The following is a 21,893-nucleotide window of genomic DNA, read 5'->3' on the forward strand; positions in this document are numbered from 1 at the left end:
GAGCAAAACGTCCTCCGCACTCGCCCAGCACTTTCGCCTGACAGCCCGTCAGCGCACCACGACCCCCACCTCCACCCCCACCCGCATCCCCCACCCCTCCATCACCCCGGCCCCCGCCTCCACCACATGCCGCGCCCGCAACCGCGGCAGACCCAACCGGCCCGGCTTCATCGTGTGGACGGCGATGACCCGGAGACGGCGGTCGAGGTAGGCGACGTCGATGGGGAAGCGCATGCGGAAGGTGTGGACGCTGCTCGCGGGGGAGAGGAGCAGCGCTCCCTCCACGGCGTCCCGGCCGAGCAGCCCCTTCGTGCGGGCCCGGTAGGACGTGGCGATCTCCAGGGGGACCCGCACCTCGCCGACGACCAGTTCTCCGTGTCCGTCCCGCCAGCGTCCCATGCCGCAGCCACCCCTCTCGGTACCGTGTGGGGCCATCCTCCATCCCAGCCCCGGGGCAGGTGACCGATGCGGAAGATCGTCCTGATGATGTCCGTTTCCCTCGACGGGTATTTCGAGGGCCCCGACCACGACATCAGCTGGCACCTGGTCGACGACGAACTCCACCAGCACATGAACGACCTCACCAGACGGATGGGCGGTGACCTGTGCGGGCGGGTCACCTTCGAGCTCATGGACGGCTACTGGCCCACGGCCGACACCGCCCCGGACGTCACCCCCGTGGAGGCGGAGTTCGCCCAGCTCTGGCGGGATCTGCCGAAGTACGTGTTCTCGCGCACCCTCGAACACGTCGACGACCCGAACGCCACGATCGTCCGGGAGGTCGTGCCCGAGGAGATCAGGAAGCTGAAGGAGCAGCCGGGCGGCGATCTGGTCGTCGGCGGTGCCGTGCTCGCGACCGAGTTCCTGCGCCACGGGCTCGTCGACGAGCTCCGTATCTACGTCCATCCCGTCCTCGTCGGGCGGGGCCGGCGCCTCTTCCCGTCCGCCGACACCCTCACCTCGCTCGACCTGGTGGAGACCCACACCTTCCGCAACGGCGTCGTACTGCTCCGGTACGAGGTGGCGGCGGGCGGCGGTACGCATCCGTAGGAGCCCGTAAAGAAGTTGTTCCCCACCTCCGGCGTGGGTAGGAAGGGCCCCATGACCCGACTCGGCGCCGTCTTCCGTCCCCAGCTTCCTCCTGAGCGGCTGCGGGCCCTCGCTCGCCTCGCGGACGAGGCCGGGCTCGAGGAACTCTGGCTCTGGGAGGACTGTTTCCTGGAGGGCGGGATCTCCACCGCCGCGGCCGCGCTCGCCTGGACCGAGCGGCTGCGTGTCGGTGTCGGACTGCTTCCCGTCCCGCTGCGCAACGTCGCCGTCACCGCGATGGAGGCGGCCTCCCTGCACCGGATGTTCCCGGGACGGCCGATCCTCGCCGTCGGACACGGCGTGCAGGACTGGATGGGCCAGGTCGGCGCCCGGGCCGAGTCGCCGCTCACCCTGCTGCGCGAGCATCTCGGCGCGCTGCGGGCCCTGTTGGGCGGGGAGCGCGTCACCACGCGGGGCCGGTACGTCTCCCTGGACGGCGTCGCCCTCGACTGGCCGCCGGACGGGCCCGTCGACGTCCTCACCGGGGCCACCGGACCGCGCACCCTGCGACTCGCCGGCCAGTCCGCTGACGGCACCGTCCTCACCGCCGGCACCCCGCCCGAGGGTGTCCGCCGGGCCCGCCGGCTCATCGACGAGGGGCGCCGGGAGGCGGGCCGCACCGGACAGCCGCACCAGGTCGTCGTCTACCTCCTCACCGCCACCGGGCCGGACGCGGCCGCCCGGCTCCACGCCGAACTCGCCCACGAGGGCCACGCCGACGTCCCCGACCTCGGTGTCGCCGGGGACGCGGGTGCCGTCGCGAAGGCCGTCGAGCGGCTCGTCGAGGCGGGCGCCGACACGGTCGTCCTCCAGCCGACAGCAGACGAGCCCGACCCAGAGGCCTTCATCCACTTCACCGCCCAGGAAGTCCGCCCCCTGCTTCCCTGACCGCCGGTACGCCTGACCCCGGCCCTTTGCTCCACCTCCACCTCACTTCCACCCCGCCCCAAAAATTAGGCAGCGCCCACCCCCGCCCCCCTGCCACGATCGACACCATGACCACCCACGGCACTCACACCTTCGAAGACCTCGTAGCCGAGGGAGCCGCCGTCCCCACCGACGGGTGGGACTTCTCGTGGTTCGAGGGGCGGGCCACCGAGGCCCGGCCGCCGTGGGGATACGCCCGCTCCCTGGCCGTACGGCTCACCCAGGCCACCGCCTCGCTCGACCTCCAGACCGGCGGCGGCGAGGTCCTGGCCTTCGCCCTCGGTCAGGGTTCCACCGCGGCCCACGCAGGGCCACCTCGAACCCCCCTCCTCGCCGCGGCCACCGAAGGCTGGCCCCCCAACGTCGCCAGAGCCACCGCCCTGCTCCGCCCCCACGGCATCGTGGTCGTCGCCACCCCCGAGGACGCCCCGCTGCCCTTCGCCGACGCCACCTTCGATCTGGTCAGCAGTCGGCACCCGGTCGAGCCGCAGTGGGCGGAGATCGCCCGGGTGCTCCAGCCCGGCGGCACCTACTTCGGCCAGCACGTCGGCCCGCGCAGCGTGTTCGAGCTCGTCGAGCACTTCCTCGGACCGCAGCCGCCGGAGCAGAGTTCCGACCGGCACCCCGACCGCGAGCGCGCGGCCGCCGAGGCGGCCGGACTGGAGATCGTGGACCTGCGTGCCGAGCGGCTGCGGATCGAGTTCCACGACATCGCCGCCGTCGTCCACTTCCTGCGCAAGGTGGTGTGGATGGTCCCCGGCTTCACCGTGGAGCAGTACGAGCCCCAACTCCGGTCCCTGCATGAGCGAATGGAGTCCGAGGGCCCCTTCGTCGCGCACAGCACCCGGCACCTCGTCGAGGCGCGCAGGCCGGCCAAGCTCAGCTAATCGCAAAAGTTAACAAAGGGTGCATACGGCTGCGTAACGTAGCGCACCCCACCCATCTACCCCAGATTTCCATGGTCTTCACGGGGTTTCCACATCGTTATCCCAGGCGGCTCGCATCTCGGCCACTTCTGACGTAAATTCAACACGAGGCAATTCGCGTCAGCAAAGCTGCGCGGTGGCACCGCGCAGAGGAGGGGGCTGCGCGGTGCCGCGCCCACTTCCCGGCGTCAAAAAAACGTTCCGACCCGGATTCACCCACGCGGGCGATGCCGTACGCCCCCATGATTCCGCCGTGTTTCGGCCACGAAACCCCCATGAACTGGGCTTCGACCACCCACCACGCCGTCGCCGAGCGACTGCGGAGAGTAGTTGTGGCACGCCGATGCACGCAGCATCACTTACGAAGGGTTATGGTGGAAACCCCCCCTCGGGCCGGTCCGTCTCCCCCCCACGGACCGGCCCGTTTTTTCATGACGAAGGAGGGGTGCCTGCCGGGAACGGGGGCACCGCATCCACATGGGGCGCGGGGGGCGACGCGACCGGCCGACGGCGACCCGCACTCGCCAACCAGGCGCAGCCACCCCCTTATTAGGCGCCCCTCAACCCCCGGTACCCTCGGACCGCGGGGACCGCATCCGCACGGAGGGGCGACAATCACGTGAACCTGCGCGACAAGCTGCGCGGCCTGCTCGTCAGGCTCTACGCACGCCGGGTGGAGGGCCACCTGGACCACGCCCAGGTGCCCAAGCACATCGGTGTCATCGTGGACGGCAGCCGGCGCTGGGCGAAGGCCGCCGGTTCCAGCCCGGTCGACGGCCACCGCGCCGGTGCCGAGAAGATCGAGGAGTTCCTCGGCTGGTGCTCCGAGACGGACGTCGAGGTCGTCACCCTCTGGCTGCTGTCGACGGACAACTTCAACCGCCCCCCGGAGGAGCTCGGCCCCCTCCTCGGCATCATCGAGGACGTCGTCCGCACCCTGGCCTCCGACGGCCGCTGGCGCGTCCACCACGTCGGCACCCCCGACCTGCTGCCCTCCCCGATGCAGACGGCGCTCAAGGAGGCGGAGGAGTCCACCGCCCACGTAGACGGAATACTCGTCAATGTCGCCATCGGCTACGGCGGCCGCCAGGAGATCGCCGACGCCGTACGGGCGATGCTGCTGGACGCGCAGGACAAGGGCACCTCGATGGAGGAGCTCGCGGAGGCCGTCGACATCGACATGATCGGCCGCCACCTCTACACCGGCGACCAGCCCGACCCCGACCTGGTGATCCGGACCAGCGGCGAACAGCGGCTGTCCGGATTCATGCTGTGGCAGACGGCCCACTCGGAGTACTACTTCTGTGAGGTCTTCTGGCCGGCCTTCCGCAAGGTCGACTTCCTGCGCGCCCTGCGCGACTACGCCGCCCGTCACCGGCGTTACGGCGGATGACCGGGCGCTCACAGGCAGCGCCCGTATACCCCGTCTGAGGCGGAAGTAACGAGGAGTTCACCAGCGCGCCGTCATGCGCACTGGCATGGCGGCGCATGTTCGAGGGCATAAGCCAAGCAGGTCGATGCCCGAACCACGGGTGTCGGATCTCAGCGGACGGCACGGGGCCGTCCGCCCGGGAGGCCCTTTGCACCAGCCTTACCGTGCGGTTGCGGCACGGAAGAAGCAGTGGAGGGCCGGTTCCCGGCCCGTGCAAACGGGCCGTCGACCGGTCCAGCTCCACTCCGTCGCTCCCCGACCTCATCCGAGGGGGTACGTCCTTCCGTGGTGACCAGCACAAAGCGCCGTCTTCCTGACCGGCGCACCTATGTTCTCGACACCAGCGTCCTGCTGGCCGACCCGAACGCCCTGAGCCGCTTCGACGAGCACGAGGTCGTGCTCCCGATCGTCGTGGTCACGGAGCTGGAGGCCAAGCGGCACCATCCCGAACTCGGCTACTTCGCCCGGCAGGCCCTGCGCCTGCTCGACGAGTTCCGGGTGCGGTACGGCCGTCTCGACGCCCCCATCCCGATCGGGGAGCTGGGCGGGACCGTCCGTGTCGAGCTCAATCACTCGGACCCCAGTGTGCTGCCCAGCGGCTACCGCCTGGGGGACAACGACTCCCGCATCCTCGCGGTCGCCCGCAATCTGCAGGCCGAGGGGTTCGACGTCACCGTGGTGTCGAAGGACCTCCCGCTCAGGATCAAGGCGTCCTCGGTCGGACTCCTGGCCGAGGAGTACCGCGCCGAGCTCGCCATCACGGGCTCCTCCGGCTGGACCGGGATGTCCGAACTGACGCTGCCCGGCGAGCAGGTGGACATCCTCTTCGAGGAGGGGCACGTGTATGTGCCCGAGGCCTCGGAGCTGCCGGTGCACACCGGTCTGACCATCCACTCGGAGCGCGGCAAGGCGCTGGGCCGGGTCACGCCGGACGGCAACGTCCGTCTGGTGCGCGGCGACCGGGAGGCGTTCGGCATCAAGGGGCGCAGCGCGGAGCAGCGGATCGCGCTGGACATGCTCCTCGACCCGGACATCGGGATCGTGTCGATGGGCGGCCGGGCCGGCACCGGAAAGTCGGCGCTCGCGCTGTGCGCGGGTCTGGAGGCGGTACTGGAGCGCCGCCAGCACCAGAAGGTCATGGTCTTCCGTCCGCTGTACGCGGTCGGCGGCCAGGAGCTGGGCTATCTGCCGGGCTCCGAGTCGGAGAAGATGAGCCCCTGGGCGCAGGCGGTCTTCGACACGCTGTCCGCGGTCGCCGGCCGCGAGGTCATCGAGGAGGTCACCGCGCGCGGGATGCTCGAGGTCCTGCCCCTCACCCACATCCGCGGTCGCTCGCTGCACGACGCGTTCGTGATCGTGGACGAGGCGCAGTCCCTGGAGCGGAACGTCCTGCTGACCGTTCTGTCCCGAATCGGCGCCAATTCACGGGTGGTTCTCACCCATGACGTGGCACAGAGGGACAATCTTCGCGTCGGTCGCTACGACGGTGTCGTCGCCGTGGTGGAGAAGCTGAAGGGACACCCGCTCTTCGCGCATGTGACGCTGACGAGGTCCGAGAGGTCCCAGATCGCGGCGCTTGTGACCGAAATGCTGGAGGACGGCCAAATCTGAGGTAATACTCGCCCGTTGGCGCCGTCCGGAAAGGCCAAGAGCCTAGCCGGGCGGCGTCTTCGTGTGTCGGCGTTTCATGAAATCCCTGGGGTCAAACGGGATGTGAGCTTTCACACGCAACTCAGAATTGCCACCCGGCGTCCGGTTACGGCAGAGTCTCGGTTCTGTCAGGCCCCGCATACGGCACACCTGTACCCCCAGCGGTACGGCACCACAACAGCACCACGATCAACTCCATATCGTCCGCCGTATGCCGCCCGCGCACCACGCGGCGCTCCCCGCAAGGGAGTTGCCCACCGGGCCCGTGCCTCCCGTGACCCCGTTAGTTGGGAGGCCAGTGTCCAGGGGCACGATTGCGTCCGCCAGGGTCACCGAAGCGGGCGATGCTGGAAGGAAACCGTGTGAGCCCGATTTCGGTCCGGGGATTCGCAGTGGCCTCGGCCACCGCGGTCACCGCTGTAGGTAGCGTGGTGGGAGTCGCCTCCGGCGCCTCCGGCAGTGTCGCGCAGCTGAACGACGCCGAGGCGACGGCAGCCGACACGACGACGCTCCTGGCGGACATCCCCGCGGGTGAGCAGGCTCAGGTGCAGACCGCGTCCCTCACGCAGCAGGCCGACTACCAGGCCATCGCCGCGGACGCCGGCGCCAAGAAGATCGCTGAGGAGTCGGCCCGCAAGGCCGCCGCCAAGTCCGCGATCGAGAAGAAGGAAGCCGCCGAGCAGGCGGCCAAGGAAGCCAAGGAGCGCGCCGAGGCCAAGGAGAAGGCCAGCCGCAGCGCCTCCAGCTTCCCGGTGCAGAGCTCGTACACCGTCGCGCAGATCCAGTCGATGGCTGCCTCGATGGTGCCGAGCGGGCAGTTCCAGTGCTTCAGCAACATCGTGGACCACGAGTCCAGCTGGAACTACCGGGCCGTCAACGCCTCCTCCGGCGCCTACGGTCTCTTCCAGGCCCTGCCGGGCTCCAAGATGTCGTCGGTCGGTGCCGACTGGCAGACCAACCCGGCCACCCAGATCAAGTGGGGCCTCAACTACATGGACAGCCGGTACGGCAGCCCCTGCGAGGCCTGGTCGTTCTGGCAGGCCAACCACTGGTACTAGGCCCCAGCCGTGAGCCGGAACTCCGCGCGTGGATTCGCCGTGGTCTCGGCCACGGCGGTCACCACTGTCGGTGCCGTCATGGGCGTCGCCCAGGCCGGCACCGCACACTCCACCGACGACGCGCAGTCGTCCGCCGGTGACGCGACGCTGCTCGCGGACATACCCGTAGGCGAACAGGCCCCGGTCCAGGCGGCCCCGCTGGCCCGGCAGGCCGAGACCCAGGCCGTCGCCGCGGACGCCGTCGCCAGGAAGTCGGCGGAGGAATCCGCCCGCGAGCAGGCGGCGAAGGACGCGCGGGCCAAGCGCGCGGCCGCCGAGGAGAAGGCGAAGAAGGAGCGGGAAGCCAAGGGCATCTTCCCCCTCCAGTCCTCGTACACCGTCGCCGAGGTCCAGGCCATGGCCCGCCAGATCGTGCCCAGCGGGCAGTTCCAGTGCTTCAGCAACATCGTGAACCACGAGTCCACCTGGAACTACCTGGCCGTCAACGCCGCCTCGGGCGCCTACGGCCTCGTCCAGGCCCTGCCCGGCAACAAGATGGCCTCCGCCGGCGCCGACTGGCGGATTAACCCGGCCACCCAGATCAAGTGGGGCCTGAACTACATGAACGGCCGGTACGGCAGCCCCTGTGGCGCCTGGTCGTACTGGCAGGCCCACGGCAACTACTGATCGCGGGCCACGCCCGCCGCTCAACCCCGTGCAGCCCCTCCCCGTCCTAGGGGGAGGGGCTGCTGCCCTGTACGGTCGGACCGGAAGACTCCTCGGGGGAGTGGTGGGGAGAGACGGGGGAAGAGGACGGATCATGTCGCGAGTGCCAGGGTGGATCGGCCGGGTCGGTGCCCGGCTGACCGATGTGGGTGAGCGGTTGGACGAGCGCCGCGCCGAGGTCGCCCGGGAGGAGGCCGAGGACCGCTCGGCCGTGCCGTCCGTGCGCAAGCCGAAGAGGCCCGTGGGTGCCGCGTCCCGCGAGCCGGTCGTGCTGGTGCCGCGCCCCGACCCCGCGCAGGCCGTGCCGTGGGGTGTCCGGGTCGCCGCGGAGGCCGGCTGGCGGCTCCTGATCCTCGCGGGCACCGTGTGGGTGCTGATGCGGATCATCAGCTCCGTCCAGCTCGTCGTGTTCGCCTTCGTGGTGGCCCTGCTCATCACCGCGCTGCTCCAGCCGACCGTGGCCCGGCTCAGGCGCCACGGCGTGCCGCGCGGCCCGGCCACCGCGCTCACCGCGATCCTCGGGTTCGTCGTCATCGGCCTGATGGGCTGGTTCGTGACCTGGCAGGTCATGGAGAACATCGACAACCTCTCCGACCAGATCCAGAGCGGCATCGACGACCTGCGCAACTGGCTGCTGAAGAGCCCCTTCCACGTCACCGACAAGCAGATCAACCAGATCGCCAAGAACCTGCGGGAGGCGGTCGGCGCCAACACCGACCAGATCACCTCCGCGGGCCTGGAAGGCGTCCAGGTCGTCGTCGAGGCGCTCACCGGCATCCTGCTGACCTTCTTCTCCACCCTCTTCCTGCTCTACGACGGCCGCCGCATCTGGGAGTGGACGCTGAAGCTGGTCCCCGCGGCCGCCCGTCCCGCCGTGGCCGGCGCCGGCCCGCGCGCCTGGCGCACGCTGACCGCCTACGTCCGCGGCACGGTCCTGGTGGCGCTCATCGACGCCGTCTTCATCGGCATCGGCATCTACTTCCTCAAGGTGCCCATGGCGGTGCCGCTGGCCGTCTTCATCTTCCTGTTCTCCTTCATCCCGCTGGTCGGCGCGGTCGCCTCCGGCGCGCTGGCGGTACTGGTCGCGCTGGTCACCCAGGGCGTGTTCACCGCGGTGATGACGCTCGCGGTGGTCCTCGCCGTCCAGCAGATCGAGGGCCACATCCTCCAGCCGTTCATCCTCGGCCGCGCGGTCCGCGTGCACCCCCTCGCGGTCGTCCTCACGGTCGCCACCGGCGGCATGGTGGCCGGCATCGGCGGCGCGGTGGTGGCCGTACCGCTGGTGGCGGTGACGAACACGGTGGTGAGCTACCTCAAGGCGTACGCCGAGGACCAGTCGCCGCCGGACGCTCCGGACGCCCCGGACGCCGAGGACGAGGACGGTCGGCCGAGCGGGCACGAGGACGAGGGCGGCCGGCATGACGACGGCGAGCCCGCTGCCGTAGCAGACGGGGAGGGGCCGGCGGACCCGCCTCCGGGTCCCGAAAAACCTCCTTCGGATTCGGTCAAATGAGCGCCGAACGCACTGCTTTGAACACTCCGCCGAACTCAACTTCCGTCAACTAAAGGCAGCTCGGAAAACTCCCGTCCGGAATATGCGCCCGGACTGATACACATTCCCTCCTCAGCGCTACGCGTCAGGCGTATGTGCGAGGCGGCGGGGGGTGTGATGTCGGGCCACGAACACCTGGCTCAGGCCCTGGCCGAGTGCGGCCGCGACGGCTACACCGGGGAGCTGCGGGTCCACGGCACACCCGGCGGCACCTTCCACTTCGGGGACGGCCGGGTGGTCGCCGTGGAGACCCCCGGCGCCCCGGGCCCCGAGGCACTGCTGCTGCGCTCCGGCCGGGTCAGCGGCGAGCAGTGGGCCGAGCTGGTGCGGGAGTCGGGGGGCTCACGCTGGCCGGCGACCGCGCTCATCGCGCACGGCTACGCGGGCGCCGCACAGCTCAGGGTGGTGTGCGCGCTGGCGCTGCACGACGCCGCCTTCGCGATGGCCGCCGGCCGGGTGGACGGCTGCGAACGCGTCGCCTCCGCCGAGCTGTTCGCGCAGGTCCCGCTGGGTGAGCCACCCCTGCGCCTGCTTCAGGACGCGACCCGCAGGCTCAGCGCCCTGGCCGGTCTGCCGCACCCCGTGCACCCCGACCGGGAACGGCCCGTGCCCGCAGGCACCGGGCCCGGATCAACGGCGCTCCAGCGCGAGCTGCTCACCCACGCCGACGGCCGCTGCACGGCCCGCGATCTCGCCTTCCGGGTGGGGCGCGGGGTCTACACCGTCGCGGTCGAGGTCGCCCGGATGCTCGACGAAGGGCTCCTGGTGTGCACCGCGGCACCGGTGCCCCTTCCGGTCCGCACGCTGCCCGACGGCCATGCGCTTCAGCCGCGCAAGCCCTCGCAGGCAGAGCCGCCCCCGCCCCCGGCGTACGGCGATCTGCCCCGCCGTAAACCAGGAAGCTTTTTCCGGCTCCGGAATGGAACAGCGAATGGAACAGCGAAATGACACTGCCGATCAGATGTGAACAGAATCAGGGGAGTTGAGTCAATGGATCACCAAGCCCTGGCGCTCGAAATGCGCGGTCTGCGCGAACAGGTCACCGGAATCACCGACACCGCGGTCGCCGCCGCGGACGGGCTGCTCATCGCCGCCGACACCGCCGACTCGATCGACCCGGAGGGCCTCGCCGCACTCGCCGCGGCCGGGCTCGGCCTCGCCCGCCGCACCGCCGGGGCGACCGACCGCGGCGCGCTGCGCCGGACGGTGACCTACGGCAGCCACGGCTGCGCCGCCTTCTACGCCGTCGGCGACACCGCCCTGATGGTCGTGCTCGGCGACGAGGGGATGGACCTGGAGCAGCTGCACCGGGCGACCCAGCCGGCCCTCCACCGGATCGGCTCGATCCTCACCGACACGGCGAGCGACAAAGCATCAGAAGGAGTCTGAAGGGATGGGGACGAAGCGTATGACCTCAGGTTTCTCCGACCAGGTGATGGGCCTGGTCAAGTCCCTGCGCACGGACGCCCCCGACTGCGTCGCGTCCGGCGTGGTCGACATGTCCACCGGCATGCTGCTGTCGTACGAGACCGTCGAGAACCACCCGCCGGAGGTCCTCGACCTCCTGGCGGGGGCGACTCTCGACCTGTTCCAGGGCCGTACGGTCGTGATGATCGAGGACGTCTTCAAGGAGCGTCGCGGGATCAGCAACGACAACCACTTCTTCCAGGAGATCCTGGTCAACAGCGAGAACCTCACGCACCTGTTCGTGCGGCTGGTCGAACAGCAGGACGTCGTGGCCGTCGTGGTGTGCCGCAAGTCGGTCAACGTCGGCATGCTGTTCGCCCAGGTCCGGCGGGTGGTGAAGGAGTACAGCCTCTGACCCGGCCGCTGACCGGGACACCCGGCTGCGGGCGGTCACTCCGTCCGCAGCCCGTCCGGCCGCATCAGCCTGAGCAGCGGCGGCAGGCTCAGCAGAGTCACCACGACGACCACCGCGGCCCCCGCGCCGGTCATCGACAGCACGCTCAACCAGTCCACCCGCACCGCGGTGCTCGTCATCTTCAGCAGGACCACGCCCAGCGTCAGTCCCACCGCCGAGGCCAGCAGCAGACCGAGCCCGACCGGGATCGCCGTCTGCCACAGCACCGACAGGCTCAGGGTGCGCCGCTTGGTGCCGAAGGCGATCAGCGCCGACAGCAGCTTCTTGCGCTCGCGCAGCTGCTCCAGCTGGGAGACCAGCAGGCTCGCCCCGATCAGTGCGAGGACACAGACGGCGCCCACGAACAGGCCGGTGCGGATGGAGGAGTACTCGTCGTTGCGCTTTTCGGACACCCAGGTCATGGGCTCCTCGTGCGGGTCGATCCGGGCGGCCGTGTTGCGGACGTACTCGCGTGCGTCCGGCACCGAGTCGTCCAGCCGCAGGTAGATCTCTCCGCGCACACCCGCCGCGGCCGTCGCCGGGAAGGCGGACGGGGTGACCAGGATGCCGCCGCGCCGGTAGCCGGTCGGGTCGTCGATGGACTCCGCCTGCTTGACGCCCTGCGGAACCTTCCAGGTGACCGAGGTGGGCTTCTCCGCGTCCACGGAGGTGTCGAAGTACAGCGTCCGGCCGGGCCGGGCCGCCACCGTCGACTCGTCGTCGGCGTTCTCGCTCGCGGAGGCGCTGTCGCCCCGCCTCGGCGCCACATGGGAGGCGAAGACGTCGCCGTCGCGGCAGGAGGGCAGCTTGGCCACCTGACGCAGGGACGCGCAGTCGGCCACGGTCACCCGGGCCCAGTTCGCGTTCTCGCCCGGTCCGTCGTTGGCGTAGCCCTCGTTGAACGCGTACGCGTGCCGGACTCCCTTGGTCTCGGCCAGTTCCTTCGCGGTCGCCGCGAGCGACTTCCCCTTGGGGACGCTCACCTGCATCTGCGCCCGCGAGAGGTCGTACGTGGTCTCCTTGGTGTAGTCGCTCGACGTGCCCGCGAAGAGCATCTGGAGCGCGATCGCACCGGCCACCGCCACCGCGATGCCGTTGACCATCCGGGCCGCCGTGCCGCTGCTCAACTGGAGCCTGCGTACGGCCAGTTGCCAGGACACCGCGCCGGCGCCCAGCCGGGCCACGACCGCCTCGACGATCCACGGCAGCAGCGCGGTCACGCCGACCAGGAGCGAGATCACCCCGCCGGTGACGAGGTACTGGTTGAAGTCGCCGCCGTCACGGCCCTGTCCGACCATCGGGTAGAGCATCCCCAGCCCGGCCAGCGGCAGCAGCAGCCGCCACCACAGCCGGCGCCGCGCGGGCTTCGCCGTACGCACCACACCGAGCGGCTCGATCACCACACCCCGCAGGGCGAGCAGCGTCACCAGCACGGCCGCCGCGGGCACCGCGAACGCGACCAGCAGGGCCAGCAGCGGCGAGGGGTTGAGGTAGCTCGGGAACACGCTCTGCCCGAACACCTCGATGGAGCCCGCCACTTCACGGCCGATCAGGAAGAACACCGTGCCGAGGACCAGGCCGAGCACCGCGCCCGCCAGCGCCTCGCCGGCGGCGATCCGCCGGGTCGAGCGGCCGTCGGCGCCCACCAGCCGCAGGGCCGCCAGCCGCCGGTCGCGCCGTTCGCCGCCGAAGCGGACGGCCGCGGTGATGAACACGGCGACCGGCATCAGCAGCACCACGAAGACGACCAGGACCAGCAGCACCAGCACCGGGTCGGAGCCCGAGTCGCTCGGGTACGGGGTGCCGTACCGGTCGATCCGGGTGATGCCGACGTTCTGGAGGCCATGGGCTCCGAGTCCCTCGGCCCCGCGGTAGAAGGCGAGTTCGTGGGAGCCGATCAGGCCGCTCTCGGCGATCGTCCCGGCGATCGGGTTCGGCAGCCGCTCCCGCAGGAGCTTGCCGTCGGGGGACTCCAGCAGCTTCTTCAACGCGGGGGAGACGACCATCTCGCCGACCGCGGGGAACTTGTCGACCCCCGGCGGCAGGGGCGCCTTCGGCCCCTCGGGCTCCAGGTCCCGGCCGCGGACCTCGGTGTCCCGGAAGGTGGTCGACGCGTTCGCCGACAGCAGGGTGTTGTCGGCCTTCTTCAGCTCTTTCTGCCCGTAATTGGTGTCCGCGCGGGCGTCGCCCCGCTCGTGCCGGACCGTCAGGGCGTTCGGCAGCGCGGTGGTCAGCAGCAGCAGCGCCACCCCCAGTCCGACGCCGACCGCGGTCAGCAGCGCCCGGACCCATCCCTCGCGTCCGCCCGCGAAGGCGAACCGAACCCCCATGGCGAGGTCTCGCCACCACTGCTGGAGATTCATACGACCCGCTCCATGTCCCGGGACTTGCCGTCCCGTACGACGATCTCGCGGTCCGAGTAGGCGGCGACCCGTGCCTCGTGCGTGACGAGGACGACGGCCGCGTTGGTGGACCGGGCGGCCTCGGTGAGCAGTTCCATGACCCGCTCCCCGTTGAGGGAGTCGAGGGCGCCGGTCGGCTCGTCCGCGAACAGTACCCGCGGGTTGGTCACCAGGGACCGGGCCACGGCCACCCGCTGCCCCTGACCGCCGGACACCTCACCGGGTCGCTTCTTGCGGAGGTCGTCGACCTCCAGGCGCTCCATCCAGCCGAGCGCGGCCTTCTCGGCCTCCTTGCGGGAGATGCCGTTCAGCCGCAGCGGCAGCGCCACGTTCTCCACACAGGTCAGTTCGGGCACCAGTTGCCCGAACTGGAAGACGAACCCGAACTCGGAGCGCCGGAGCGCACTGCGCTCGGCGTCGTTCATGGTGGCCATCTCGCGGCCGTTGTAGAGGATCGAGCCCGAGTCGGGGGTGACGATCCCGGCGAGACAGTGCAGCAGGGTCGACTTGCCGGACCCGGAGGGGCCCATGACGGCGACGACCTCGCCGGGGTGGATGGAGAACTCGGCGCCGTCGAGCGCGACGGTCGGGCCGTACGCCTTGTGCAGCGCGTCGGCGACGAGCAGGGAACCGGCCGGGGTCACTTGACCACCACCTCCGCGAGCTTCTCGAGACGCGCGGCGGTCAGCTCCAGCCAGCGCAGGTCGGCTTCCAGGTGGAACAGGGCGTGGTCGCAGATCAGCTGGTCCGCGAGGTCGCCCCGGCGCTTGCGGTCCGTGAGGATGCGCATCATCCGCAGGTGCTCGGCGCGCTGGGTGTCGAGGATCTCGGCCGCGTCGCGGTGGGTGAGCAGCGCGAGAACGATCTTGGTGTAGAGCGTGGACTGGAGGTACGGCTCCGGCTTCTCGGGCGTCGCCAGCCACGTCTGCACGTCGGTGATCCCGGCGTCCGTGATGGCGTACCGCTTGCGCTCGGGGCCGCCGCCGGGCTCGATGCCGTCGACTTCGACGAGCCCGTTCTTCAGCAGGCGGGACATCGTCGAGTAGACCTGGCCGTAGTGCAGCGGCCGGTCGTGACCGAACTTCTCGTCGAAGGCCCGCTTGAGGTCGTAACCGTGGCGGGGGCCCGACTCCAGGAGCCCTAGAAGGGTGTGACCGATGGACATGGGGAGGACTGTACATGCGGTGTATACCCAGCATGTATACGCGGAGTGTGTAGAGGGGTTTCAGGGGGTGAGCAGCCGCAGGTGGGGGCCGATTGTCACGGTTCTGCTACCGCAGGCCCTACGTGTCCTCGGAGCCCTTGGGCGGCCGTCCCCGGCGCGGCAGCGGTCCGGTGTCACCCGGCAGCCGGCCGGCCTCCTTCAGGGCCCTGCGCAACAGGAACTCGATCTGCGCGTTCGCCGACCGCAGCTCGTCCCCGGCCCACCGCGCCAGCGCCTCGTACACCGACGGGTCCAGCCTCAGCAGCACCTGCTTGCGCTGCTGAGGCCGCCGCTCGGGGGAGCCCCCCTCGGAAGGTGCCGTCACTGGTAGAGCGTCCCGGTGTTCAGGACCGGCTGCGGGGCCCGGTCTCCGCACAGCACCACCATCAGGTTGGACACCATCGCCGCCTTGCGCTCCTCGTCCAGCTCGACGATGTCCCGCTCGGTGATCCGGGCGAGCGCCTCCTCGACCATGCCGACCGCGCCCTCCACGATCTGGCGCCGGGCCGCGACGACCGCCCCGGCCTGCTGCCGCTGGAGCATCGCCGAGGCGATCTCGGGCGCGTAGGCGAGGTGCGTGAAGCGGGACTCGATGATCTGGACGCCCGCCGTCTCCACGCGCGCGTGCAGCTCGGTGGCGAGCTTCTGGGTGATCTCGTCGGCGTTGCCGCGCAGCGAGAGCCCTTCCTCGTCGTGGGCGTCGTAGGGGTACTCGATCGCGATGTGCCGTACGGCCGTCTCGGTCTGGGTGGCGACGAACTTCACGAAGTTGTCCACCTCGAAGGTGGCCTGCGCGGTGTCCTCGACCTTCCACACCACGACCGCGGCCAGCTCGATCGGGTTGCCGTAGGCGTCGTTGACCTTGAGGACGGCGGTCTCGTGGTTGCGGACCCGGGTGGAGACCTTGGTGCGGGAGGTGAAGGGGTTCACCCAGCGCAGGCCGTCCTGCCGGATCGTGCCCTTGTAGCGGCCGAAGAGCTGGACGACCCGGGCCTCGCCCGGCGCGACCGTGTTCAGCCCGCGCAGCGAGATCAGCGCGGCGACCAGGACCAGCGCCCCGCCGACCGCGAAGCCGGGGCTCTCCCCGCTCGCGGCGAACAGGAAGACGGCGACCAGCAGTCCGAGCAGCCCCAGCAGCAGCGCGAGCGCGCCGCCGATGCTGTGCGCGGCGACCTCCCGCACCCGCGGGGCGGGCATGTCGGGTGCGTCCGCGGCGGGCGCGGAATCGTGTGCGGACATGGAGGGTCCCCCGTTTCGTGAACTATCTCGCTGATAACTAAGTGATATCACATTACCCCGTCTCGGCAACCTTGAAGCCCTTTCGGAGGTCTGGTTCCGAGGAGGCGGGTGCTGATTCTCACGCCCCTGCGAGACCGGATCGAATGCGCTGTGTCATATAGACCGGTGTTAGCTTTCTGAGCTGACCTGAGCCACGAACCTGTGTGGCCGCCGATGAGGAAGCGGAGCGAGTCGACCCATGGGACGAGCGGAAGAGAGAAGAGCACGTCAGCGCGGTGGCCGCCGCGCGGCGCCGCCCACGCGCTCGTCCGGGACGCCGAGCGAGGGCATCGCGACCGGCGGCAGGGCCGCGGCCCGCAAGGCGGCCGCCCGCGGTAAGAAGGGCGCGAAGAACGGTAAGAGCGGCATACGCCGGCTCTTCACCTGGAAGAAGATGCTCGGCACGTTCTTCGCCCTCTGCCTGCTCGGCATCGGCGCCTTCGTCGTGATGTACCTCATGATCGACATTCCCAAGGGCAACGCGGCCGCGCAGGAACAGAGCAACATCTACAAGTACAGCGACGGCTCGGTCATGGCCCGCGAGGGCGACACCAACCGCGAGATCGTCGACCTCTCCGAAGTGCCCAAGCCGGTCCAGCGCACCTTCGTGGCCGCGGAGAACAAGACCTTCTACACGGACGCCGGCATCGACCTCAAGGGCACCGCCCGAGGTCTGCTCAACACGCTGTCCGGCAAGGGCAAGCAGGGTGGCTCCACGATCACCCAGCAGTACGTCAAGAACTACTACCTCGACCAGGACCAGACCGTCACGCGCAAGCTCAAGGAACTGGTCATCTCGCTGAAGGTGGACCGGGAGAAGTCCAAGGACTACATCCTCGCCGGATACATCAACACCAGCTACTACGGTCGAGGCGCCTACGGCATCCAGGCCGCCGCCCAGGACTACTACCGCGTCGACGCCAGCAAGCTCAGCGTCGCGCAGGGCGCCTACCTCGCCGCACTGCTCCAGGCACCGAGCCAGTACGACTGGGCGGTCGCCACTCCCACCGGCAAGAAGCTCGTGCAGGCGCGCTGGAACTACGTCCTGAACAACATGGTCAAGCAGGGCTGGCTGAACCAGAGCGAGCGCGCCAAGATGACGTTCCCGGTGCCCAAGGAGCCCAAGGCCGACCCGGGCCTCGAAGGCCAGAAGGGCTACTTCATCAAGCTGGCCAAGCAGCAGCTCGAGAAGCAGCTGATGGCCAAGGAGAACATCACCCAGGACGAGGCGGAGGCCCGCGTCGAGAACTCCGGGTGGACCTTCACCCTGAACATCGACAAGAAGAAGCAGGCCCAGCTGGAGAAGGCGGTCAAGGACCAGCTGACCAAGCAGCTGGACCCGAAGAAGCGCAAGGTCGACCGAAACGTCCAGGCCGGTGCGGCCTCCGTCGACCCCAAGACGGGGAAGATCGTCGCCCTGTACGGCGGCACCGACTACACCAAGCACTTCTACAGCAACGCCAACCGCACCGACTACCAGCCCGCCTCGACCTTCAAGCCGGTGATCCTCGCCGCCGCCCTGGAGAACAACTCCCAGACGCAGGGCGGCAAGACCATCGGCGCCAACACCGTCTACGACGGCACCAGCAAGCGCCAGGTCGTGGACAGCAACGGCGACAAGGTCGGGTTCGCCCCCGAGAACGAGGACGACCACGACTACGGCAAGCAGGTCACCGTCCAGACGGCGATGAACCAGTCCATCAACTCCGTCTTCGCGCAGATGGGCGTCGACGTCGGCATGGACAAGGTGCTGGAGACGGCCACCAAGCTCGGCATGGACACCGGCAAGCTCAAGCCGCTGCCCGCCTACACCCTGGGCACCATGGGCGCGAGCCCGATCCAGATGGCCGGCGTCTACGCCACCCTCGACAACCACGGCAAGCAGGTCACGCCGACCATCATCAAGTCGGCCGAGCAGGGCGGCACCGAGTTCCAGATGCCCGACCCGATCGGCGAGCAGGTCATCAGCCGGGAGGCCGCCGACACGGTCACCTCGGTGCTGACCGGCGTGGTCAACGACGGTACGGCTCAGCAGTCCGTGCAGCAGAACCCGACCCGCGACGGCCGCAAGGTCGCCGGCAAGACCGGAACCTCCGACGACAACAAGTCGGCCTGGTTCACCGGCTACACCCCGGACCTCGTCACCTCGGTCGGACTGTTCGGCGAGGACTACAAGACCAAGGCGCAGGCCAAGATGTACGGCGTGGGCGGCGAACCCCGGGTCAACGGTGGTGGCTTCCCGGCGGAGATCTGGGCCGAGTACACCTTCGGCGTCGCCGGCAAGAACACCAAGTTCGACCTGGACACCGACCAGGGCGCCGCCGTCCAGCCCACCTGGACGCCGAGTCCCTCGGCCACCCCGTCCAGCACCCCGTCGTCGACCCCGACCACGCAGAAGCCGTCTCAGACCCCGTCCCAGACGCCGACGACGACCCCGCCGACGACTCCGCAGAACACCCCGACGACGAGCCCGCCGATCTCGGTACCGCCGACCACACCGCAGAACAGCACGACACCACCGGCGAACCCGTTCGACCCGACCGGCGACCAGTAGCGACCGACGAAGAGGGGGCGCCCGGCCTGTGCCGGGCGCCCCCTCTTCGTCGTTCCGGGCCTAGCCCCGGTTCAGCTCGAACCAGACCACCTTGCCGGTGCTCAGCCGGGTGGCGCCCCAGCGCCGGGCGAGCCGGTTCACCAGGTAGAGACCCCGGCCGCCCTCGTCCGTCGCCCGGGCCTGCCGCAGCCGGGGCAGCTGGGGCACGTCGTCGCCGACCTCGCAGCGCAGCACGTCGGTCCGCAGCAGCCGCAGCGTCACCGGACGGGTCGCGTACCGCACCGCATTGGTGACGACCTCACTCACCAGCAGCTCCACTGAGTCGGTGAGATCCTCCATCCCCCACCGGGACAGCGCCCGCCGCGCGAGCCGCCGCGCCCGCCCGGGAGCCGCGTCCTCCGGCTCCAGGAACCAGTACGCCACATCGCTCGGCGCGATCCCGTCGAAGCGGGCCGCGAGCAGCGCGATGTCGTCGTCCCGGTCGCCGGGACCGAGCATGTCCAGCACCTCGTCGCACAGCGCCTCCAGCGGCGGCGGATGGTCCGGCCCGGTCAGCTGCGCGGTCGCGGCCAGCTTCTCCCGCAGCTGCTCTATGCCGGTCCACACGTCCCGCAGGCGCGACTCCACGAGTCCGTCGGTGTACAGCAGCAGCGTGGCCCCGGCGGGCGCGTCCAGCTCCACGGCCTCGAAGTCGACGCCCCCGACACCGATCGGCGCGCCCGGCGGCACCCGGAGCACCTCCGCGCGGCCGCCCAGATGCAGCAGCACCGGCGGCGGATGACCGGCGTTGGCGATGGTGATCCGGTGCGAGACCGGGTCGTAGACGGCGTAGAGGCAGGTCGCCATGCGGTCCGTACCGAGCCGCTGGGCCTGTTCGTCGAGGTGGTGCAGCACCTCCTGCGGGGGCAGGTCGAGTCCGGCCAGCGTCTGCGCGGTGGTCCGCAGCTGGCCCATGATCGCCGCCGACGTCATGGAGTGCCCCATGACGTCCCCCACGACCAGCGCGACCCGGCTGCCCGGCAGCGGGATCGCGTCGTACCAGTCGCCGCCCACCCGGGCCGTCTCGGCGGCCGGCAGATAACGCGAGGCCAGCCGCACGCCCGTCGGGCGCGGGAGCGTCTCCGGGAGCATGGTGCGCTGGAGCTCGTCGGCGATGTACGCCTCACGGCCGTACAGCACCGCCTTGTCGATGCCCAGCGCGCTGTGCGTGGCGAGCTGGGCGGCGACCAGGAGGTCGTCCGGGTCGAAGGGGATGCGGTCCGGGCGGCGCAGGAACATCGCGGCACCGATGACCCGGCGCCGGCCGCGCAGCGGGGCGAGGATCGCGCGACGGCCCGACGGGACGGCGAACTCGCAGCCCTCGCCGAGCAGTTCCGGCAGCGCGGCATGGGCCGCCGGGGTGTCCGTGAAGACCGGACGCACCCCGCGCAGCACCTCGGCGAGCGCGCTGCCCGGCTGGACCTCGCACAGCTCGGTGCCGAGCGCGTCCAGTTCGGACGGGTTCTCCGGCACCGGCACCGGCAGGATGCCGTCCTCCAGGTCCCGCTCCTGCTGCGGGATCCGGTCGCTGCGCCGCAGCCGGAGCACGAGGGGACCCGTGGGCCGCTCGTCGCCCACCGGCAGCGGGTCGCGCAGATAGACGAGGATCGCGTCCGAGAAGGTCGGCACGGTCGCCCGGCACAGCCCCATCACGATCTCGTCCAGGTCGATGCCCCGGGCGATCCGGCGCGTGGCCGCGCCCACGAAGCGCAGCCGGTCGCCGTCCCGCCGCATCGGAGTGGGCCGGCCCGGGGGCAGCCCCTGTCCGGTACGGCGTTCGTCGCCGCTCTGCGGCCGGTCGTCCTCGCCGCCCGGCTGGACCGGGACGGACTCGGAGACGGGCCGCGGGCGGTGCGTGTCCTGCTCGGCGGTGGCCGGCTGGGAGTGCTCGGGGCCGGTACCGGCCGGGTTCATGCCCTTGTCCTTGTTGTTGCCGGTCTTGCCGGTCTTGCCGGTCTTGCCGGTCGAGCCGGTCCTGCTGTTGCTGCCCTGGAGGACGGGGGCCGCTTCCGGGGCGGGGTCACCGGAGCGGGCCTGGACGGGTAAAGCGGGCGGGGCCCCGACGCCCGGGGCGGGAGAGGACACCGGGGAACGCAGCAGCGCCCCACCGGGGTCCGTGGGGTCGACGCCCGGCTGGGGGCGTTCGAAGGAGGTCGGGTGGTCCGTCACGCGTGTCGAATCCGTCCGTCCGGGGCTGCGCGCCGTACACGCAGTGGGTCCCGCCGAAGTCCCGATACCCGGAATGCATGTCCCAGGAACGGAATTTCCGCGTGGTCAGGGGCTGTTCCCGCCGTGGCGGCGAACCGTCGGCCCGTACCGGTGTTGCCCTCGTACCCCACGCTCACGTCCTGCCGCCCCTCGGTGACGATCGGTCAAGCCCAGTGCCCGCCCCGGTAGTTGCCGCCGTGCTTTCTTGCGGAGGACGATCCTACGTTTGCGGCCCGGGGGCGCATCAAGGGTCTCATGAGGACAAGTGCGCGGGCGTACGGTCCCAGTCTTCCGGAAGGAGCGGGACACTCCAGGACGGATCGGGCCGCCAGTCGGGCCAGCCACCGGAGAACGGCGGGCCCCAGGCGCGGATCACCTCCACCGCGGAACGCCCCGCCTCCCACACCCGTTCGGCCAGTTCAGGGTCCATCAGACCGTCCTGCTGGGCCTGCGCGAACTCGTCCTCGTCCCGCCACTGCCAACTGCCGTCCGGATCCACGGTGATGTCCAGGAAGTGGTCCTCGGAGTCCACACCCCCGGCCCAACGGACCAGCGGCTCCTCGAGGTTCACGTACCAGTTCTTGAACCGCCAGCCCGGCTCCCAGAACAGCCACACCGACCACGGCAGACCCGGCCGGGCCAGTTTCAGCACCCCGGTGCCGAACCAGCGGTCCCGCTGCACGGTCCGCGGCTTGGTGTAACGGGACTCCAGCGGCTCGGCGTGCACCGAGGTGCCGTCGGCCAGCACCGGCTTCACACACTCGGTGCCCGGTGCCAGCCACACGGCGAGCAGCTCCGCGTCGTCGCGTACGACGGTGACGGGACGGGCGATGTGGAAGTGCGCGCCCGCGTTCTGCCGGTAACGCCACAGGATCTGACTCCCGGGCTCCCAGAAGTGCGCCGACGTACCCGCTTCCACCGCTCTCACCGCTCCACCGTCTGCCATGAACAGATATTAGGTGCCATAGGCATACGACGCTGCGGTACGCGTCACGGTTCACGCCGGGG

At 70.3% G+C, this 21,893-nt stretch carries 20 protein-coding genes; 12 read left to right on the forward strand and 8 right to left on the reverse strand.

Going from position 1 to position 21,893, the window contains the following annotated elements; all coding sequences use genetic code 11:
- Positions 1-48 precede the first annotated feature (48 nt).
- Complete coding sequence (locus AQJ54_RS03030) at positions 49-399, reverse strand: DUF192 domain-containing protein (RefSeq protein WP_062233650.1); 351 nt, start codon at positions 397-399, stop codon at positions 49-51.
- Positions 400-465: 66 nt separating this feature from the next.
- Here AQJ54_RS03030 and AQJ54_RS03035 point away from each other — a divergent pair, with 66 nt between their 5' ends.
- The 11 genes from AQJ54_RS03035 to AQJ54_RS03085 all read left to right on the forward strand — a co-directional run bounded on the left by AQJ54_RS03035 (position 466) and on the right by AQJ54_RS03085 (position 11,161).
- The gene (locus tag AQJ54_RS03035) at positions 466-1,050 is read left to right on the forward strand and encodes a dihydrofolate reductase family protein (RefSeq protein ID WP_062023904.1); all 585 of its coding nucleotides are present in this window, start codon (positions 466-468) and stop codon (positions 1,048-1,050) included.
- 51 nt (positions 1,051-1,101) lie between these two features.
- The gene (locus AQJ54_RS03040; RefSeq protein ID WP_062233653.1) at positions 1,102-1,977 is read left to right on the forward strand and encodes an LLM class flavin-dependent oxidoreductase; all 876 of its coding nucleotides are present in this window, start codon (positions 1,102-1,104) and stop codon (positions 1,975-1,977) included.
- A gap of 107 nt (positions 1,978-2,084) precedes the next feature.
- Positions 2,085-2,903, forward strand: a complete 819-nt coding sequence (locus AQJ54_RS44815; protein WP_062233655.1) for a class I SAM-dependent methyltransferase — start codon at positions 2,085-2,087, stop codon at positions 2,901-2,903.
- A 658-nt stretch (positions 2,904-3,561) separates the two neighbouring features.
- Positions 3,562-4,335, forward strand: a complete 774-nt coding sequence (locus AQJ54_RS03050) for an isoprenyl transferase (RefSeq protein ID WP_020136847.1) — start codon at positions 3,562-3,564, stop codon at positions 4,333-4,335.
- A 324-nt stretch (positions 4,336-4,659) separates the two neighbouring features.
- Entirely contained in the window at positions 4,660-5,985 is a 1,326-nt protein-coding gene (phoH2, locus tag AQJ54_RS03055) for an RNA 5'-3' helicase PhoH2 (protein WP_062233658.1), read from the forward strand.
- 401 nt (positions 5,986-6,386) lie between these two features.
- A complete protein-coding gene (locus tag AQJ54_RS03060) occupies positions 6,387-7,082 on the forward strand; it encodes an aggregation-promoting factor C-terminal-like domain-containing protein (RefSeq protein ID WP_243659475.1) in 696 nt (231 codons plus the stop codon).
- A gap of 9 nt (positions 7,083-7,091) precedes the next feature.
- Positions 7,092-7,748, forward strand: a complete 657-nt coding sequence (locus tag AQJ54_RS03065; RefSeq protein WP_062233664.1) for an aggregation-promoting factor C-terminal-like domain-containing protein — start codon at positions 7,092-7,094, stop codon at positions 7,746-7,748.
- A 133-nt stretch (positions 7,749-7,881) separates the two neighbouring features.
- Positions 7,882-9,300, forward strand: a complete 1,419-nt coding sequence (locus tag AQJ54_RS03070; protein ID WP_062233667.1) for an AI-2E family transporter — start codon at positions 7,882-7,884, stop codon at positions 9,298-9,300.
- Between the two features lie 156 nt (positions 9,301-9,456).
- Entirely contained in the window at positions 9,457-10,287 is an 831-nt protein-coding gene (locus AQJ54_RS03075; protein WP_063806398.1) for a hypothetical protein, read from the forward strand.
- Positions 10,288-10,329: 42 nt separating this feature from the next.
- A complete protein-coding gene (locus AQJ54_RS03080) occupies positions 10,330-10,728 on the forward strand; it encodes a roadblock/LC7 domain-containing protein (protein ID WP_062023916.1) in 399 nt (132 codons plus the stop codon).
- Between the two features lie 4 nt (positions 10,729-10,732).
- Positions 10,733-11,161: a hypothetical protein gene (locus tag AQJ54_RS03085; protein ID WP_062023918.1), complete on the forward strand. Its 429-nt coding sequence runs from the start codon at positions 10,733-10,735 to the stop codon at positions 11,159-11,161.
- Positions 11,162-11,196: 35 nt separating this feature from the next.
- On the opposite strand, the gene AQJ54_RS03090 is transcribed toward AQJ54_RS03085, so the two are convergent.
- From AQJ54_RS03090 to AQJ54_RS03110, 5 genes are all read right to left on the reverse strand, one after another.
- Entirely contained in the window at positions 11,197-13,563 is a 2,367-nt protein-coding gene (locus tag AQJ54_RS03090; RefSeq protein ID WP_062233673.1) for an ABC transporter permease, read from the reverse strand.
- The gene (locus AQJ54_RS03095; RefSeq protein ID WP_062233677.1) at positions 13,560-14,246 is read right to left on the reverse strand and encodes an ABC transporter ATP-binding protein; all 687 of its coding nucleotides are present in this window, start codon (positions 14,244-14,246) and stop codon (positions 13,560-13,562) included. Before AQJ54_RS03095 ends, AQJ54_RS03090 begins: the two co-directional genes overlap by 4 nt.
- The gene (locus AQJ54_RS03100) at positions 14,243-14,767 is read right to left on the reverse strand and encodes a PadR family transcriptional regulator (protein ID WP_062023924.1); all 525 of its coding nucleotides are present in this window, start codon (positions 14,765-14,767) and stop codon (positions 14,243-14,245) included. The genes AQJ54_RS03095 and AQJ54_RS03100 overlap by 4 nt, the downstream gene beginning before the upstream one ends.
- 118 nt (positions 14,768-14,885) lie before the next feature.
- Positions 14,886-15,182 (reverse strand): type II toxin-antitoxin system antitoxin, encoded by a 297-nt coding sequence (locus AQJ54_RS03105; RefSeq protein ID WP_107120994.1) that lies wholly within the window; start codon positions 15,180-15,182, stop codon positions 14,886-14,888.
- Positions 15,128-16,045: an SPFH domain-containing protein gene (locus AQJ54_RS03110; protein WP_062023928.1), complete on the reverse strand. Its 918-nt coding sequence runs from the start codon at positions 16,043-16,045 to the stop codon at positions 15,128-15,130. The genes AQJ54_RS03105 and AQJ54_RS03110 overlap by 55 nt, the downstream gene beginning before the upstream one ends.
- A 238-nt stretch (positions 16,046-16,283) precedes the next feature.
- On the opposite strand from AQJ54_RS03110, the gene AQJ54_RS03115 reads away from it, so the two are divergent.
- Positions 16,284-18,638, forward strand: a complete 2,355-nt coding sequence (locus tag AQJ54_RS03115) for a transglycosylase domain-containing protein (RefSeq protein ID WP_062233680.1) — start codon at positions 16,284-16,286, stop codon at positions 18,636-18,638.
- A gap of 60 nt (positions 18,639-18,698) precedes the next feature.
- On the opposite strand, the gene AQJ54_RS03120 is transcribed toward AQJ54_RS03115, so the two are convergent.
- Positions 18,699-20,846 (reverse strand): SpoIIE family protein phosphatase, encoded by a 2,148-nt coding sequence (locus AQJ54_RS03120; protein ID WP_062233682.1) that lies wholly within the window; start codon positions 20,844-20,846, stop codon positions 18,699-18,701.
- Between the two features lie 292 nt (positions 20,847-21,138).
- Complete coding sequence (fomD, locus tag AQJ54_RS03125) at positions 21,139-21,831, reverse strand: cytidylyl-2-hydroxypropylphosphonate hydrolase (protein ID WP_207917347.1); 693 nt, start codon at positions 21,829-21,831, stop codon at positions 21,139-21,141.
- Between the last annotated feature and the right edge of the window lie 62 nt (positions 21,832-21,893).

This window comes from Streptomyces griseorubiginosus, from assembly GCF_001514195.1.
Taxonomy (GTDB): domain Bacteria; phylum Actinomycetota; class Actinomycetes; order Streptomycetales; family Streptomycetaceae; genus Streptomyces; species Streptomyces griseorubiginosus.

Coding starts and splice junctions, on each gene's coding strand:
- fomD (WP_207917347.1), bottom strand. CDS start 21,831: ATGGCAGACGGTGGAGCGGTGAGAGCGGTGGAAGCGGGTACGTCGGCG.
- AQJ54_RS03075 (WP_063806398.1), top strand. CDS start 9,457: ATGTCGGGCCACGAACACCTGGCTCAGGCCCTGGCCGAGTGCGGCCGC.
- AQJ54_RS44815 (WP_062233655.1), top strand. CDS start 2,085: ATGACCACCCACGGCACTCACACCTTCGAAGACCTCGTAGCCGAGGGA.
- AQJ54_RS03030 (WP_062233650.1), bottom strand. CDS start 399: ATGGGACGCTGGCGGGACGGACACGGAGAACTGGTCGTCGGCGAGGTG.
- AQJ54_RS03070 (WP_062233667.1), top strand. CDS start 7,882: ATGTCGCGAGTGCCAGGGTGGATCGGCCGGGTCGGTGCCCGGCTGACC.
- AQJ54_RS03080 (WP_062023916.1), top strand. CDS start 10,330: ATGGATCACCAAGCCCTGGCGCTCGAAATGCGCGGTCTGCGCGAACAG.
- AQJ54_RS03110 (WP_062023928.1), bottom strand. CDS start 16,045: ATGTCCGCACACGATTCCGCGCCCGCCGCGGACGCACCCGACATGCCC.
- AQJ54_RS03100 (WP_062023924.1), bottom strand. CDS start 14,767: ATGTCCATCGGTCACACCCTTCTAGGGCTCCTGGAGTCGGGCCCCCGC.
- AQJ54_RS03035 (WP_062023904.1), top strand. CDS start 466: ATGCGGAAGATCGTCCTGATGATGTCCGTTTCCCTCGACGGGTATTTC.
- AQJ54_RS03090 (WP_062233673.1), bottom strand. CDS start 13,563: ATGAATCTCCAGCAGTGGTGGCGAGACCTCGCCATGGGGGTTCGGTTC.
- AQJ54_RS03040 (WP_062233653.1), top strand. CDS start 1,102: ATGACCCGACTCGGCGCCGTCTTCCGTCCCCAGCTTCCTCCTGAGCGG.
- AQJ54_RS03115 (WP_062233680.1), top strand. CDS start 16,284: ATGGGACGAGCGGAAGAGAGAAGAGCACGTCAGCGCGGTGGCCGCCGC.
- AQJ54_RS03085 (WP_062023918.1), top strand. CDS start 10,733: ATGGGGACGAAGCGTATGACCTCAGGTTTCTCCGACCAGGTGATGGGC.